Origin of the sequence: Chitinophaga pinensis DSM 2588 (assembly GCF_000024005.1) — a bacterium.
Classification (GTDB): domain Bacteria; phylum Bacteroidota; class Bacteroidia; order Chitinophagales; family Chitinophagaceae; genus Chitinophaga; species Chitinophaga pinensis.
The window spans coordinates 197172-214736 of the sequence record NC_013132.1; the positions used below are offsets into that span (position 1 = coordinate 197172).

The 17565-nt window shown below is 46.4% G+C and carries 9 protein-coding genes; 6 read left to right on the forward strand and 3 right to left on the reverse strand.

What is annotated here, in order from left to right; genetic code table 11:
• Window positions 1-97 precede the first annotated feature (97 nt).
• Together CPIN_RS00795 and pbpC are read left to right on the forward strand one after the other, a co-directional pair.
• The gene (locus tag CPIN_RS00795; RefSeq protein WP_222838177.1) at window positions 98-5599 is read left to right on the forward strand and encodes an alpha-2-macroglobulin family protein; all 5502 of its coding nucleotides are present in this window, start codon (window positions 98-100) and stop codon (window positions 5597-5599) included.
• Window positions 5600-5770: 171 nt separating this feature from the next.
• A complete protein-coding gene (pbpC, locus tag CPIN_RS00800; RefSeq protein ID WP_012787841.1) occupies window positions 5771-8164 on the forward strand; it encodes a penicillin-binding protein 1C in 2394 nt (797 codons plus the stop codon).
• Between the two features lie 6 nt (window positions 8165-8170).
• Here the strand turns inward: pbpC and CPIN_RS00805 are convergent, their stop codons facing one another.
• Together CPIN_RS00805 and CPIN_RS00810 are read right to left on the reverse strand one after the other, a co-directional pair.
• On the reverse strand, window positions 8171-9430 hold the full coding sequence (locus tag CPIN_RS00805; protein ID WP_012787842.1) for a replication-associated recombination protein A: 1260 nt from the start codon (window positions 9428-9430) through the stop codon (window positions 8171-8173).
• A 36-nt stretch (window positions 9431-9466) separates the two neighbouring features.
• Window positions 9467-9997: a hypothetical protein gene (locus CPIN_RS00810; RefSeq protein ID WP_012787843.1), complete on the reverse strand. Its 531-nt coding sequence runs from the start codon at window positions 9995-9997 to the stop codon at window positions 9467-9469.
• Between the two features lie 143 nt (window positions 9998-10140).
• Here CPIN_RS00810 and CPIN_RS00815 point away from each other — a divergent pair, with 143 nt between their 5' ends.
• The 4 genes from CPIN_RS00815 (at window position 10141) to CPIN_RS00830 (ending at window position 13413) form a co-directional block, all read left to right on the forward strand.
• Window positions 10141-12219: a M13 family metallopeptidase gene (locus CPIN_RS00815; protein ID WP_012787844.1), complete on the forward strand. Its 2079-nt coding sequence runs from the start codon at window positions 10141-10143 to the stop codon at window positions 12217-12219.
• A gap of 174 nt (window positions 12220-12393) precedes the next feature.
• The gene (locus tag CPIN_RS00820; protein WP_012787845.1) at window positions 12394-12627 is read left to right on the forward strand and encodes a hypothetical protein; all 234 of its coding nucleotides are present in this window, start codon (window positions 12394-12396) and stop codon (window positions 12625-12627) included.
• Window positions 12628-12653: 26 nt separating this feature from the next.
• Window positions 12654-12959, forward strand: coding sequence for a YHS domain-containing protein (locus CPIN_RS37830; RefSeq protein WP_044217559.1), 306 nt, complete (start codon window positions 12654-12656; stop codon window positions 12957-12959).
• Window positions 12960-13005: 46 nt separating this feature from the next.
• Window positions 13006-13413, forward strand: a complete 408-nt coding sequence (locus CPIN_RS00830; RefSeq protein ID WP_012787847.1) for a hypothetical protein — start codon at window positions 13006-13008, stop codon at window positions 13411-13413.
• 540 nt (window positions 13414-13953) lie between these two features.
• On the opposite strand, the gene CPIN_RS00835 is transcribed toward CPIN_RS00830, so the two are convergent.
• Complete coding sequence (locus tag CPIN_RS00835) at window positions 13954-17187, reverse strand: TonB-dependent receptor (RefSeq protein ID WP_012787848.1); 3234 nt, start codon at window positions 17185-17187, stop codon at window positions 13954-13956.
• Window positions 17188-17565: the final 378 nt, after the last annotated feature.

Genomic DNA, 17565 nt, shown 5'->3' on the forward strand with positions numbered 1-17565 from the left:
CCTCATGGGTCCCAAAAAACGTCTGGCGGTCGTCTCCGCCTTTGCTGTGTGCCTGTTAATCTCTTGCATCACAGCCTGTAGAAATACAAAAAAAGTCATGAACCCTGCACTGGCGAAATACATCGAAGCCTATACCGCCGGTGTTATTTCCAGGCAGAGCACTATCCGGGTACAATTAACCAGTAATGCGAATGTAACCCACACACAGAACGAACCTGTGGACGAAGATCTGTTCAAATTCAGTCCTGGTATCAAAGGAAAAGCCTACTGGGTAGATGCGACCACGATCGAATTCCGACCGGATGCCAACCTGGAATCCGGCAAAACCTATAATGCCACCTTTAAACTGGGTAAGGTCATGAAGGTGGAAAGTGACCTGAAAGAATTTGACTTCGAATTCAAAGTCATCAAACCTTCCTACGCTATCGAGGATTACGGCCTGAAAGCTACTAACAGCAGTACGCTGAATAAAATGACTTTCTCCGGCGCCATCACAACCGCCGATACCGAAGATCCACAACAGATAGAAAAGATCGTCAACGCTTCCTATCAGGGTAAAAAAGTAGCGATCACCTGGCAGCACAATGCGGCTGACAAGATCTCTACCTTCACCATAGACAACCTGGCCCGTGCTGACAAAGGACAAGGCTCCCGTCAGCTGGAAGTCACCTGGGATGGTAAACCGCTGAAAGTAGATAATGTATCTGGTAAAAAGACGGTAGAAGTACCTGCTATCTCCGACTTTAAAGTACTGGAGGTACGTGCGGTAGCCGAGGAAGAACAATACATCCTGGTACAGTTCTCCGACCCTGTCAGCGTAGCACAGTCCCTGGATGGTCTGATCGGCGTAAGTGGTGTAAGCGATCTCCGCTTCTCCATTGATGGTAGTGAGGTAAAAGTATTTGGTCCGACCAGATTTGAAGGCAACTTTAATGTCATCGTCAATGAAGGCATACTAAACGTAGCGGATGCGAAACTTGAGCAAAGCTTTTCTGCGAATGTAGTCTTCGAAAATACGCAGCCTTCCGTTACCATTCCGGGCAAAGGAGTCATCCTGCCGGAAAGCAATAAACTGGTGATGCCATTCGAAGCAGTGAACCTCAGTGCTGTAGATGTGACCATCATCAAGATCTATGAAAACAATATCCCGCAATATCTCCAGCAGAACTCACTGGATGGCAGTCAGGAACTGCGCCGCGTAGGTCGTCCCGTAGTGGAAAAGACCATTCGCCTGGATGCTGATAAATCCCTGAACCTGCATAAGCGCAACCGCTTCTTCCTCGATATGGAGAAACTGCTGCGTACTGAACCGGGAGCCATCTATCGTGTAACGATCGGTTTCCGTAAATCATACTCCCTGCTGGGTTGCTCCTCAACTGATAGTGGCAGCGACAGCGAGAGTAACAGCGAAGAAAGCGAAGAAGAGTATTATGGCGGTTACTACGGCAATGACAAAGTCGATGAAGACGATGATTTCTGGCGCCGTTATGATAGCTATTATCCTTACGGTTATTCCTGGGAACAGCGTGATAACCCATGCTCCAATTCCTATTACAATAAAGACAGATGGGCTTCCCGTAACGTCTTCTCCTCCAATATCGGTCTGACCGCTAAACGAGGAAATGACAACAGTATGCTCATTGCTGTAACAGATATCCGCGACACGAAGCCAATGATCGGTGTCGAACTGGAACTCCTTGATTACCAGAACCAGGTGATCTTCAAAACGAAAAGTGATGGAGATGGTCTGGCTACTTTCGATCTGAAACGTAAACCATACCTGCTGATCGCCAAAAAAGACGCAGAAAGAGGTTACCTGAAACTCGATGATGGTAACTCCCTGCCACTGGGTCGTTTTGATGTAAAAGGTGAAGACGTACAAAGCGGTATCAAAGGATTCCTCTATGGTGAACGTGGCGTATGGCGTCCCGGAGATACCCTGTTCCTGTCCTTCATACTGGAAGACAAACAAAAGAAACTGCCGGAAAATCACCCGGTAACACTGGAACTCTACAATCCGAAAGGACAACTGTACAGACAACTCAATGCCTTACAGTCTGTAAACGGATTCTACAGCTTTACAACAGCCACCGGCGCGAATGATCCTACCGGTAACTGGACCGCTAAAGTAAAAGTAGGTGGAGCCGTATTTACCAAAAACCTGCGTATCGAAACCGTAAAGCCTAACAGGCTGAAAATAGACCTGAACTTTGGTAAGAACACAACACTTTCCAAAGCAGATGCGACAGAAGGTTCCCTGAATGCCCGCTGGATGTTTGGCGCTACCGCACAAAACCTGAAAGCGAAAGTAGACGTCTCTTTAACACAGCAGACAACCAGCTTTAAAAACTTCCAGAACTACCATTTTGATGATCCGATCACACACTTCGAATCAGAAAGCAAGACAATCTTCGAAAGCAGTCTGAATGAAAATGGTACCGCTCCGGTAAAAGTAAATCTGCCACTGGGCAAATTGGCGCCTGGTCAGCTGAAAGCCAGCTTTGAGATCAAGGTGTTTGAACCTGGTGGTGATTTCAGTATCGATCATTTCTCCATGCCATACAATCCGTTCGCCAGCTATGCAGGTATCAGAATGCCTGAAGGCGACCGTATGACAGGTATGCTGCTCACTGATAAAGATCACCCGATCAGCATTGTCAATGTAGACGAAAATGGCAACCTGCTCAGCGGTAACCAGGATGTACAGGTTGAACTGTATAAAGTACGCTGGCGCTGGTGGTGGGATGAAAACAGTGAAGATGAATTCAGCAACTTCACTCAGGATAGCTACAACCAGCTGTTGAAAAAAGAAACCATGACATTACATGGTGGTAAAGGCACCTGGAACCTGCAGATCAAATACCCTGACTGGGGTCGCTATCTCGTACGTGTAAAAGACCTGAAGAGTGGTCATACCACCGGACAGGCCGTATATATCGACTGGCCGGGATGGGCCGAAAGGGTACAGAAAGAAAACCCTTCTGAAGCAGCTATGCTGGTATTCACATCAGATAAAAGCCAGTATAACGTAGGTGATGATATCACCCTTACCATCCCAAGCAGCGAAGGCGGCCGCGGACTGGTAAGCATAGAAAGCGGCAGCAAAGTGCTGAAGACTTTCTGGATCAGCACCGAGAAAGGACAGACCGTTTACAAGTTCAAGGCGGAAAAAGAAATGTCGCCTAACATCTACGTCAACGTAAGCCTGTTGCAGAAACATGCACAGACAGTCAACGACCTGCCGATCCGTATGTACGGTGTTATTCCGATCACGATCAATGACGCCAATACCGTCCTGAAACCGGTGATCACGATGCCTGATAAACTGGAACCAGAACAGAATGCCAGCATCACCGTATCTGAAGCAAACGGTAAATCCATGACTTATACCATCGCACTGGTGGATGAAGGTTTGCTGGATCTGACCCGTTTCAAAACACCCGATCCGCATAGTGCCTTCTATGCACGTGAAGCACTGGGCGTTAAAACATGGGATCTCTTCGATTATGTAATTGGTGCATGGGGCGGCGATATGGAACGCATCCTCAGCATTGGTGGTGACGAGGGACTGAATAAAAATGCCGGCAGCGCGAAAGCAAACCGCTTCAAGCCTGTGGTAATTTTCATGGGACCATTCACTTCCAAAGGAGGTAAACAGACACATAATTTCAAACTCCCACCATATGTAGGTTCTGTGAAAGCGATGGTAGTAGCAGGACAGGATGGTGCTTACGGGGCTGCTGAAAAAGCAGTAGCGGTGAAGAAACCATTGATGCTGCTGACTACATTACCACGCGTACTGGGTCCTTCAGAAACGATCCAGTTGCCGGTAACTGTATTTGGTATGGAGAACAATATCCGTTCGGCGAAAGTAACACTGGCTACCAGTCCGCTGCTGGAAGTAGTAGGCGAGCGTACCAAAACGGTAACATTCGCACAACCAGGCGAACAGATCGTATACTTCGACGTACGTGTTAAACCACAGGTCGGTGTGGCAAAAGTGAAAGTGACCGCTACCAGCGGCGCTGCAAAAGCAGAAGACGAAACAGAACTGGAAGTGCGTAATCCTAACCCGGTCATCACTACCGTTCAGGAATCCACATTACAGGCGGGTCAAAGCTGGAGCACTGCCTACAAACCTGCGGGTATGGCTGGCACCAACACCGGTGTACTGGAAGTATCCACTATTCCTGCACTGAATCTGGCGAAACGCCTGAACTACCTGATACAATATCCGCACGGTTGTGTAGAACAAACCACCTCCGGCGTATTCCCGCAGCTGGCACTAAATCAGCTGATGGACCTGAAACCGAACGAACTGGCCAATATCGAGAAAAACGTAAAAGCCGGTATCGGACGCCTGAAAGGCTTCCAGACTTCTGACGGAGGTCTGAGCTACTGGCCGGGTGAAGCGAAAGCTGACGAGTGGGGTACCAACTATGCCGGTCACTTCCTGCTGGAAGCACAGGCAAAAGGATACGAACTGCCAGCGGGTATGCTCGACCAATGGAAGAAATACCAGCGTAATAAGGCAGGTTCATGGGCGCCGTCTACCACTAACTTCTATGGTGGCGACCTCACACAGGCATACCGCCTTTACCTGCTGGCACTGGCCAAAATACCAGAACTGGGTGCTATGAACCGTCTGAGAGAGTTTAAGTACCTGTCTGTTGAAGCGAAATGGAGACTGGCTGCTGCCTATAAATTATCGGGTCAGCCGGAACTGGCAAACAGCCTGGTACAAAACCTTCCAACAGAGGTAAAACCATTCAATCAGCTGGGTGGTACCTTCGGTTCCGACCTGCGTGATAAAGCGATGATACTGGAAACACTGACAATCCTCGGACAGCGTAACCGCGCTAACGAACTGTTACGTCAGATCGCTGCTAATCTCTCACAGGAAACCTGGTACAGCACACAGACTACTGCATACGCACTCATTGCAGTGGCCAAATATTGTGGTGTAAATACCAGCGGTAACAAAATGAACTTCAGTTACACCCTGAACGGCAGCAGCAATACTGTAAATGCCGCGTCTTACGTAACACAGGTACCTGTTACTGTTAATAGTGATGGTAATATCAGCATCCAGAACAAAGGCCAGAACGTACTGTATACACGCCTGATCCTTCAGGGACGTCCGGAAGCCGGTCAGGAACCAAACGTTCCAAACAATCCTGATGTACTGGATATACAGGTGAAATACAGCACCCGCGACGGTAAAGTACTGGATCCTGCCACGCTGCGTCAGGGCGCTGACTTCATGGCAACAGTGACCATCCATAACCCTGGCAAACGTGGTTACTATGAGCAGATGGCACTGACTGAAATATTCCCGAGCGGATGGGAGATCATCAATACCCGTCTGCTGGAAAATGACAGCACCTTCAGTTCATCACCATTTACTTACAAAGACATCCGTGATGACAGGGTATACACTTACTTCAACCTGGAAGAAGGCAAAACCCGCACTTATAATGTCCTGCTGAATGCAGCCTACCTCGGCCGTTACTATCTGCCGGCGGTATCCTGTGAAGCGATGTATGATAATACCATACACGCATTCCTGCCAGGTAAATGGGTGGAAGTGGTGAAGTAATGAAGAATTAAAAATTAAGAGTTCATACCTAAAGGGCGCTTCAGTACATGAGGCGCCCTTCTTATTTATAGCACGAACACCAGGTGGATATCCTTATCTACTTCTCTATCAGGCAATCTTCGCTGCATTCCAATTCTTAATTATTAATTCTTAATTCTTAATTTCGTTTTTATGTCTCCCTGGTTCCGAAAACGTAAATGGTGGCTCATTGCCGCAACACTACTCCTTATACTCTACATCTTTTGTATCCCTTCCCGTCTTTTCACCACACCGACCTCATTTGTAATTGAAGACAGTAACGGCGAATTACTAAGCGCAACCATCGCTACAGACGGGCAATGGCGATTCCCGGCTGACAAACGGGTACCTGAAAAATTTGCTGCCTGTATTGTAGCGTATGAAGACAAACGCTTCTATCATCACTGGGGCGTAGATCTACTGGCATTGGGACGTGCGATCAGACAGAACCTCAGCAGTAAAAAGGTAGTGAGTGGCGGTAGTACGCTCACCATGCAGGTGATACGCCTCTCCCGCAATAAAGAGCGTAATATCTTTCAGAAGCTGATTGAAGCGGTGATGGCAACCAGGATGGAGTTTTCCTATTCCAAAAAAAGTATTCTCTCCTTATACGCAGGTAATGCACCTTTCGGCGGAAACGTCGTAGGACTGGAAGCTGCTTCCTGGCGATACTATGGTCGTAGTGCGACACAATTGTCATGGGGGGAAACGGCGGCGTTGGCGGTATTGCCCAATAGTCCGGCCCTGGTACACCCCGGTCGTAACCGGCAGATCTTATTACGCAAAAGGAATCAGTTACTGGAAAGGTTATGGCATAATGAAACCATTGATAGTGTAACCTGTCAGCTGGCTGAACTGGAACCATTACCCGATCAGCCCAAAGCATTGCCACAGGATGCACCTCATCTGCTGGATCGTTTCCGCAGAGATTATCCTGCACAAAAAACCAGGGACGAAAAAGCCGTAACACGTATCCAGACTACATTAGATGCCGCACTTCAGCGGAATGTCAGCAATATCGTAGAACGATATCATGCTGTTTATAAAGCCAATGGCATCAACAATGCAGCCGCGGTTGTACTGGATGTGGAAACCGGTGATGCATTAGCCTATGTAGGAAATATTTATCATCCCGAAGATCCGGAGACGGAAAGCCATGTTGATATTATACAGGCGCCCCGTAGTCCGGGTAGTACACTGAAACCGATTCTGTATGCGGCCATGCTCACGGATGGGATTATACTACCGCATTCACTGGTACCGGATATTCCTACACAGATAGCCGGATATACACCACAGAACTTTGACCTGGGTTATGACGGCGCTGTACCTGCCAGTAAGGCACTGGCTCGTTCATTAAACATACCGGCAGTCAGAATGCTGCAACAATACAGGTATGAAAGAATGCACGCATTGCTAAAGAAACTGGGTATTACAACATTAAATCAACCACCTGACCACTATGGTCTGTCACTGATATTAGGCGGAGGGGAATCTACCCTCTGGGAAATGACAGGTATGTATGCCAGTCTGGCCCGCACACTGCTGCATCTTGAGCAATACAATGGCAAGTATGACGCAGACGACATCCATGCACCGAACTATCGTAAAGATGCTAAACGGGTGTCAAAATTTGCCCCTTCTGCCACAGGCGTATTAGATGCAGGCGCGATCTGGTATACCTTTCAGGCAATGGAAGAGGTAATGCGGCCGGGAGAGGAGATGTTATGGCAACAATTCTCCTCCTCACAGCGTATTGCATGGAAAACAGGTACCAGTTTTGGTTTCAGGGATGGATGGGCAATCGGTGTGACGCCACAATACATTGTCGGTGTATGGGTGGGCAATGCCGATGGAGAAGGAAGACCAGGGCTGGTTGGTGTGTCTACTGCTGCACCGATTATGTTTGATGTATTCAGACTCCTCCATACAGGTAGCTGGTTCAATACTCCATACGATAAGCTGCGGAAGATTGAAGTATGCCGGCAAAGCGGTTACAGGGCCAGCGATCTTTGTCCGGAGAAAGATTCTATCGCCGTTCCTGCCAACGGTCTTCGTTCAGGACTCTGTCCTTATCATCAGCTGGTGCACCTGGATCATAGCGGTCAATTGCGCGTGACAGCCGACTGTGAATCCCCTTCCCAGATGCAGCATGTACCCTGGTTTATATTACCGCCTGCCATGGAATTTTACTATCGCACCAAACATAATTATCTGCCTTTACCCCCTTATAAACAGGAATGTCTGGCTACCCTCAGTCAGGATAAAGCACCGATGGAGGTGATCTATCCGAGACCCAATGCGCGTATTTATGTACCAATAGAGATAGATGGTAAGCCGGGAGAGGCCGTATTTACAGCTACACACCGCAATACGGCAGAAAAGATCTTCTGGCATATGGATGACAGCTACCTGGGAACGACGCAGGAATTCCATCAGATGGCTTTACATCCACCAGCAGGTAAACACACCCTTACACTCGTAGATGAGCAGGGCGTGCAGATACATGTGCCATTTGAGATACTGGAGAAAAAAGGTGAAGACTAAGGCAGACTAATAACCGTATTTCTCTTTCCAGAGGTTACGCAGGTGCTTACGCATCTCGTCCTCCCGCGCGTTTTTGCCCGGATCGTACAATTTCATTCCTTTGATACGGTCAGGCAGATATTCCTGCTGGGAGAAGTTGTTCTCATAGTCATGAGAATATTCATATCCTTTGTGATAGCCCATATCTTTCATCATCTTCGTAGGCGCATTGCGGATATGCATTGGCACAGGGAGATCTCCTGTCTGAGATACAACAGACATTGCATTATTGATGGCCATATAAGATGCATTACTCTTTGCCGAAGAAGCAAGATAAGTAGTACACTGTGATAAGATGATCCTTGCTTCCGGGTAACCGATCATGGTCACCGCCTGGAAGCAGCTGGTCGCCAGCAGTAGTGCGTTAGGATTGGCGTTGCCGATATCTTCAGAAGCAGAGATCAGCAAACGGCGGGCAATGAATTTCACATCTTCGCCGCCCTCTATCATACGCGCCAGGTAATACACGGCCGCATTAGGATCACTCCCTCTGATAGACTTGATAAATGCAGAAATAATATCGTAGTGCTGTTCGCCTGTCTTATCATAGATCGCTACCCGCTGTTGGGCAATGTCCATCACCTTCTGGTCGGTAACGACAATAGGCCGTTCATTTTGCAGCGTGCTTACGACAAGTTCAAAGAGATTCAGTAGTTTCCTGGCGTCTCCTCCTGATATATTGAATAGTGCTGTTGTTTCTTTTAATTCGATCTGTTTACTGCCCAGCCATTCATCCTGTTGCATGGCCTGCTGTAATAATTGCAGCAATTCACGTTCGCTGAGGGGTTTCAGTACATATACCTGGCTGCGTGACAATAATGCCGAGTTGACCTCAAAAGAGGGATTCTCAGTAGTGGCGCCGATCAGGGTAATGATCCCTTTTTCAACAGCCCCCAGTAATGCATCCTGTTGTGACTTATTGAAACGGTGAATTTCATCGATAAACAGAACGGCATATCCCTGTTTACGGGCTATTTCAATCACTTCGCGAACTTCCTTCACACCTGCCGCGATCGCGGAAAGAGTATAAAAAGGCACGTCCAGTGTGTGTGCTATAATATTGGCGATCGTGGTTTTACCTACACCCGGAGGCCCCCACAGAATCATCGAAGGAATTCTGCCTTGTTGTAAAGCAGTACGTAGTATGCTGTCCTTGCCGGTCAGGTGTTCCTGTCCCACCAGCTCATCCAGGGTCTCGGGTCTTATGCGCTCAGCTAATGGTTCCATTATTGTTATATTAAGGATTTGGGCTTATGTGTCAGATCAGGCGCCTATATCGTCCGGATTCCCATTCTGGTCTTCGTTCTGGCGATCCCTCAACTGTTTCACGTAGATCATTGCAACTACTGCATTGCCGACAAGGATAATGCCATATACGGTCATTAGTATTTGTCCGAGAACAATACTTGACTCAATGGTACCATCTGGCATCTTTTGCGCGCTGGCTACTGCCTGATCGGCTAAGTCTTTAGCCACCAGATCCCTCCAGTCGGGATTATTCAACATGGAGGCTGTCGCCACCACTAACAGCCCAATCAATATGGGGAAAAAACCCAGGATCTGTACCCCGTTTAGTGTATTGTCTTTTACGGGTAATTCCGGATTCCGCAAGCTTTTTTGAACACCGTTCGCTAATATGGCATGGATCAGCACTCCTCCCAGGAAAATGACAGGAAGTCCTGCCCCGATGAATCCAATCTGTAACATCCATCTCAGAAAGGCTAACAATAAAAAGCTGGTCATGACGATACCAATGCCATTTAGTACCCTGAATAATTTTACACCAAAGTTCATGTATCCGGTTTTAAAAGACCACAAACCTACTAAAGAGTCAGCAAACCTCCCACAATCATCCTATCGATCAGACCATTTGTCAAAAAGCGCTAAGGCCGCATGGGATGTTTTAGTTATATTTAAAAACTAAACCTGTTTATTTTATGAAGAGCACTTACGCTTTGCAACTTCCATTACTGGCAGCTGTCACGCTTATGGCAGCCTGTAATGGCGGCAACACCACCAAACAAACGCAGGATACAGCAGCTGTAGCAGCAGCAGACACGACCAAAGTCCCCGCTTTCGAAGTAAGTTCCATTGATTCAAGCGCTAAACCATGCGATGATTTCGACCAGTATGTAAACGGCAACTGGAAGAAAAGCAACCCCATCCCCTCCACAGAAAGTCGTTGGGGCGCATTTAACGTACTGGATAAGGAAAACAAGGAAGTACGTCTGAAAGGCATTATTCTGTCACTTGCAGATCAGAAAGATCTCAAAAAAGGTACTGAAGAGCAGCAGATCTCAGATTTCTACCGCTCATTCCTGGACACTGCAGCTATCGAGAAACTGGCTGTTACGCCATTACAGCCTTATCTCGATAAGATTAACAGTATTCAGACACTGGCAGATTTTTCCAAAGTTTCCGGCGAACTGGAAGCCATCGGCATTCCAGGTGTGATCAACTTCGGCGTTGAAGCAGATGCCCGTAACAGTAAAATGAATGCCCTCTACCAGGGACAGGACGGTCTGAGCCTGGGTGAAAAAAGCTATTACGAAAGACCAGACGCCAGCACTAAAGAAGTGCGCGACGAATTCGTAAAGCACATTGACAAACAATTTGCAAGCGCTGGTTTTAAAGAAGCGGAGCCGGGTAAGACCATCCTCGATTTTGAAACCAAAGTGGCTAAATTACAGCTTTCCAACGTTGAGCTGCGCGATCCGGTAGCGACCTACAACAAAGCACACTACAGCGAATTGAAGAAACTGGCGCCTGACTACGACTGGGATGCGTTCACCAATGCACAGGGTATAAAATCAGATACCCTGATCATCCAGAACAAAGCATATGTATCCAAAGTATCAGCGCTGCTGAAAAGTACTGCTCCGGAAACACTCAAAACATGGCTGCGCTGGCAGGTATTGTCTCATTTCGCCGGCTTCCTGAACAAACAGCTGGATGATGAGAACTTCCACTTCTTCGCAAGCGTTATGCGTGGCACCAAACAACAGCGTCCACGCCTGGAACGCGCTATCCGTGCTACAGATGGTATTATGGGTATGCCGCTGGGTAAAGTATTTGCTAAGAAATATTTCCCGGAAAGCTCCAAACAGAAGGTATCTGAAATGATCGAGAACGTACGCGCCGTATATGGCGAGCGTATCGACAGCCTGACCTGGATGAGTGCCGCTACTAAAGAAATGGCCCATAAAAAGCTGGCTTCCTTTACCTACAAGATCGGTTATCCTGACAAATGGAAGGACTATTCCAGCATAGATATCAAACCAGCTAACCTGGTAGAAAATATCGTTGCCGCCGCGCAATATGACCATAAAGAGGCGCTTAACAAGATCGGCAAACCGGTAGACAAAAGCGAGTGGGGTATGACTCCTCAGACCGTGAATGCCTATTATAACCCGCTTAATAACGAAGTAGTATTCCCTGCGGGTATCCTCCAGCCGCCATTCTTCAATGCCAATGCAGATGATGCGATCAACTATGGTGGTATCATTGCGGTAATCGGACACGAATTCACCCACGGTTTTGACGACCAGGGTTCTCAGTTCGACGCAGAAGGTAACCTGAAAAACTGGTGGACAGATGCTGACCGTAAGAATTTCATGGCACTGGCTAAACGTTATATCAACTATTTCAGCGGTATCGAGGTGCAGAAAGGCTTCTTTATCAATGGCGCCCTGACCATCGGTGAAAATATCGCTGACCTGGGTGGTCTGACACTGGCTTACAATGCCCTGGAGAAATCCCTGAAGGGTAAACCAGAACCAGCATTAATTGATGGTTTCAACTGGAAACAACGTTTCTTCCTGGGCTGGGCACAGGTATGGCACGCAAACACAACAGATGCTGCCCTGCGCAACCAGATCCAGACCGATCCTCACTCACCGGCAAGAGACCGTATCAATGGTCCGCTTCCTCACCTGAAAGCATTTGCTGATGCATGGGGTTGCACACCAGGTAGTAAAATGGTACTGTCTGACGATAAAAGAGTGGTTATCTGGTAATTACAATCACATTACGATTATAGCCAAGGGTTCGCCATACGGCGGACCCTTTTTTTATGCCTGGTTCTGATAAATTGACATAAACCGGTCATCATTCTCCGGGATTTGTACAATGTATTCTATTCATTATGCCTTAATTTTGTATATTATTCACCGGAATTAATCTTTGAACCAATGACCGGCCTGTTAAAACAATACCGCACAGAAATTCGTAATATATTTATTATCGCCCTGCTGGCGTTAATCGCACCTTACTTACCGAAGCTGTCAGCTTTCCTGCTGACCACTGCTACCGGATCAATTATTACTCTGAGCCTGGCAGGTTCCCTGGTACTTGCCTTTACGCTTAAGATCTACTTCCGCATATTAGTGATGCGTATTAATAAAGACAACGAGGCTGCTGCCTGATTCCTTTAACCGCTAACAATATGACGATGAAGCATTTACTGAATGCATCCTATATACTGCTGCTTGCAGCCTTTATGACTGCCTGTGGCAACTCCGGCACACAACACACTGCTGGTACTGATTCTGTCACTACACAACCTGCGGAACATGCTCCGGCTGAAAATGCAGTTGTTGCCGGTAAACTGCCGGATCCTGTGTGTGGCATGCCTTATGATACCATGTACAAAGAGTGGAGTGTATATAAAACGGATACTTTACATTTCTGTTCTCCTACCTGCAAACGTGTATTTGAGAAAAATCCTGAGAAATACGCAGGTAAACTGGGATTATAATGTAACTAAGCGGGACTTTTTGCGTTCTAATTACAAACTCCTATGCATGAGATCACTATTAACCAGCTTGCTGCTACTCATGTTATTTTGCAGCTGCGAAAAAAATGACATAGAGGCTACCCCCTCAATAGATGTTACCGGATCCTGGCAGTTATCCCAGCAGTTATCCATGCCTGATACTGCCTGGCAGACAATAGGTCCGAAAGATTCTGCGTATTATATATTTGGCCGTAACGGACAATTCGTCTTTGACGCCAAATCATATCACCTTAGTGGAACTTATAAAGTAATTCCCGCCGGTAAAAGGGTCAACCTGATCATCACCGGCCAGGACTCTGTCACCCAATACCTTCAGGTAGAACGATTGACAGATACCAGCATCAGGGTAGATGACTGGCTCATAGGCGTCACCAAAGAGCAGATAAGCCGTCAGTTTATCCTCATCAATAAATAATCCTTCATAAGCAATAAAGACATAAAAAAGTCCCGGGATAATTCCCGGGACGTTCGATTAAAACAGCTTATGAAAATCTACGCTTACGTTCAAATTATATTGTAAAATTACCCGCCGTGTATTACTCCATTGTTACGCCTACATTATCTGCGTATTAACAATTGGAAAAATTAAAAATTAAGAATTAAGGATTAAGAATTCTAAGAAAAACCGCCTAATCCCCCCTTAAACCCTCACTAAAATTGCCATTGACAGGTATATCTGATAATAGTCATTCTCTCACCTCTCACATAATAATACTCACCGCTGGAGTCACTTCATTTCATTTCAATTCTTATCGTTAATTCCTAATCTAAAGTCATCTGCTCCTCCTGCTATCACCTAACAACCACATAACCACTATCCCCAAACCTCCCATTACTCACCGCCAGAGGCCACTTCACACCAATTTTTAATTCTTAATTCCTAATTCTTCTAAAATCTATAGCGCATAAAAAAGCCTGGCTTTATAAAGCCAGGCTTTTTTATGCGCTATAGATTTTAGAATGAATACCTCAATCCCAGCTGCATCTGGTGTCTGCTTCCAAAGAAATCTCTGGAATAAGGCGTACCAGGGTTAGACCACTCGTATACTGGGTAAGCAGAAGGAGAGCCTGGAGTTTTTTGTGACAAACCTACACTCGCAGTTGAGTTGAAGGTGTTTGGAGAGAAGTATTGGATACCCCAGTCCTTGTTCAACAGGTTTGTCAGGTTGATGATATCATAAGTCAGTGTCAGCGTGTGAGTGGATTTACCGGCTTTGAAGTTGAAATCCTGTGAGAAACGGAAGTCAGCCTGTGTATTCCATGGCGTACGACCACCGTTACGTTCTGTGAACTGACCTTTACGGCTGCTCAGGTATTTATCGCCTTCTACATAAGCAAAGAACGCGTCAGCCATTGCCTGGTTAGCAGGAGTGAAGAACTGACGTGCTTCTGCCTGATCTTTTGGAATGTACGCCAGACTAACCTGCTGAGGTGTACCCTGGATAGTTGCATTCACGAAACCATAAGAGAATGGCAGACCGGAAGAAGTGTTGAAGAACAGCGCGAAGTTAGACACAAAACGACCCTTGTGATTCCAGTCCATTTTGTAGTTAGCGGTTGCTACGATACGGTGACGGATGTCAAAGTTAGAGTAAGCCAGGTGTGGATCGTTAGGATTCAGTGCCTGGTTCAGCTGCCAGTTAGACTCCATAGAGTTACGGATACCGTTCGTGATATCTTTAGACTGACCATATGTATATGCTAAGCTGAAGTTAAAGCCGAAGTCAAATGCTTTGCTTGCCTGACCAGTAACCGCATAACGGTAACCTTTCTTTGTATTAGACAACAGGTAAGCGTTGGTGAATTTAGAGTTGATCTTGGTACCACTGTAGATAGGCTGTTGCTTATCGGTATCGTAGATATTGTAGGTAGGATTATCTACCAGGTTCACCTGCTGGAACTTCAGATCGTAGATAGTCTTGGTATAGATACCTTCGATAGTAAATCTCCATCTGTTCTTAGTAGAGTAGTCCAGTGCTGCACTACTTCTCCACATCTGTGGCATCTTGAAGTTGTTGTCGATCAGATCCACCTGCGTAGCACCAGATGCATCGTGTACATCAACACCCTGTGCGGTTACAAACTGCGCTGCACCCTGGTCAGATACTTTTACAGGATTGCTGTTTGCTGCAGGAGGAGCAGCTGCGGTAAAGCGTTTGTCATATGCACCATAGGTAGTACCGTTGTTGTAGTAAGCATAGCCTAACCAAGCGAATGGAATACGACCGGTAAACAGACCTGTTCCACCACGCAGTACCAGACTCTGGTCGCCTTTGATGTCGTAGTTAAAGCCCAGACGGGGGGAGATCTGAATATTGTTCAGGTATTTGTTGTTGATATCTTTTGGCTTCGTGTAGCTGTAAGTAGTACCGAAGTTAGGATCTACCGGAGCATTCGTTGTCTTGTCACTCAGGCTCTGTCTGTTAGGCAGATTTGTGTAGTCAAAACGGAGACCTGGAGTCAGTTTGAAACGATCAGTTATCTGGATCTCATCCTGTCCGTACAGGCTATACATACCAATTTTGAACTGAGCTGGTGGATTCGCCATGATATAATCACGGGAATTATTAGCATAGTTAAAGTTAGCACGTACCCGGCTTGGTGCGTCATTCAGGAAGTCGTTGATGCTTTCATAGTCAACACGACCATTCCAGGAGTTCACGAAACCATAAGTGATGTTATACAGCTCATTATGCGTACCGATAGTGATGTTGTGTTTACCCTTGAAGATATTCACATTATCAGTGAATTCAAAAGTCTTCTGCTTCATGTTGAAGATAGACGCTTCACGGTCTGTACCCAGGAAAATAGTACCACCTCTTGATTTGATCTGAATCTGTGCCAGGGAAGGATCAGAAGTCGGGTCACGGTAGTCATGAACGGTAGAGTAACCAACGATCAAACTGTTAGAAACGGAGTTATTAAAACGGCTTTTCACCTCCAGTACGGTAGAAGACTGATTGTTTACCTGTTTGAAGTCGATACCGCTGAAACGGAAGTTCTGCTGGTCGCGCTCCAGGTTGGTAGCTTCTGAAGTAATGGTATTGTTACGCAGTGACAACTGGTGTTTATCATTGATATTCCAGTCTAAGCGGTTAAAGTACTTATTGGAATTTGAATAAATAGAAGTGTTGCCATAAGTTCCCGGATCATACTTACCAGATTTGCTCACATCCAGATCCAGCATGTGCTGACGGATCTGTTCAGCTTCCTGTACAGTGATCAGCGGCATATCAGCTGAACCAGCACCCAGGATCACCGGATCACGACGACGTGCGATCTCTTCGTTGGTGAAGAAGAATAATTTATCCTTGATAATAGGGAAACCTAATCTGATACCGGTCTGATAGTCATGGAAACTGGAAGGCAGTTTGGAACCGTCACCGGCATTGTTTTTACCGATCAGGTCAGCATTACGGCCAAAACCGTATACCGAACCATGGAATTCGTTCGTACCGCTACGGGTTACCGCGTTGATACTACCACCCAGAAAGTTACCGATTTTCACATCATATGGAGCCAGGTATACCTGGATATCCTGGATCGCATCCAGTGATACCGGGTTGGAACGGGTACTGCTACCAGGCTGTCCGGAGCTATTGCTCTGACCACCCATGGAAGGGCTGAAGCCGATCGCATCGTTATTGATCGCGCCATCCAATGTAACGTTATTGTAACGGTAGTTGGTACCCAGGAAAGAGTTGTTATTACTCTGTGGAGTAGCACGGGTAAAGTCCTGGAAACTACGGTTGATCGAAGGCAGGGTTTTCAACTGGTTCTGACCAATTTTGAAAGAACCGCCTTTCTGTGTGGTGTTGCCTTTTACTACTACTTCGCTCAGTGCAGTAGAAGCATCGGCCAACTGGAAATTGAAAGTAGAGCTACCCAGGGAAAGATTAATTCCGGGAGCTTCTTCAGTTTTAAAACCTATATAGGAAACGGTGATTGTGTATGGACCACCAGGGTTAACGTTGTTGATGAGGTAACGACCGTCTGCCTGTGTCTGCGCACCGTAACGGGTACCTGTAGAAGTGTTTACTGCCAGTATTGTAACCCCTGGCAGGGCCTCTCCTTTACTGCTCACTATTTTCCCGGTGATCTGGGAAGTGGTGATCTGAGCTCTTAAGCCGGCAGCCGACAGTACAAGGATACTCACAAATAACAATAATGAATAGAATTGCTTATTCACGTCTTTTCAATTTTGACGCAAACGTATCCCTGCTACATTACGCATATGTTAACACAATATTAAATTAATGTTAACACACAGACGCACGTATCACACTCAATAACTTATATGTTAAGTTTTGAGCTATGTGAGCAAATTATTCTGTTCGGCTTGTTTAATTCCTTACTTATTCCCAGACATAGACATAGGTAAAATGACAGGAAAAGCAGATAGAAAATTATTCATACAAGCTTGTTATAGGCAACAATAAGGGTATTGATAGTAATAGGTTTCCTTATATGTTCGCATGTTTCCAAAAATATATAGCGTGTGTTAAGGGAGTGTTACCCTAATATTAACTTTGGTCATTTCTAATGTTAAGTTTTTGAAGCATGTAAC

Bases quoted from the DNA above. Each gene is read 5' to 3' on its own strand.
- CPIN_RS00830 (WP_012787847.1), top strand. From the start codon at position 13,006: ATGAGATCACTATTAACCAGCTTGCTGCTACTCATGTTATTTTGCAGC.
- CPIN_RS00810 (WP_012787843.1), bottom strand. From the start codon at position 9,997: ATGAACTTTGGTGTAAAATTATTCAGGGTACTAAATGGCATTGGTATC.
- CPIN_RS37830 (WP_044217559.1), top strand. From the start codon at position 12,654: ATGAAGCATTTACTGAATGCATCCTATATACTGCTGCTTGCAGCCTTT.
- pbpC (WP_012787841.1), top strand. From the start codon at position 5,771: ATGTCTCCCTGGTTCCGAAAACGTAAATGGTGGCTCATTGCCGCAACA.
- CPIN_RS00805 (WP_012787842.1), bottom strand. From the start codon at position 9,430: ATGGAACCATTAGCTGAGCGCATAAGACCCGAGACCCTGGATGAGCTG.
- CPIN_RS00795 (WP_222838177.1), top strand. From the start codon at position 98: ATGAACCCTGCACTGGCGAAATACATCGAAGCCTATACCGCCGGTGTT.
- CPIN_RS00815 (WP_012787844.1), top strand. From the start codon at position 10,141: ATGAAGAGCACTTACGCTTTGCAACTTCCATTACTGGCAGCTGTCACG.
- CPIN_RS00820 (WP_012787845.1), top strand. From the start codon at position 12,394: ATGACCGGCCTGTTAAAACAATACCGCACAGAAATTCGTAATATATTT.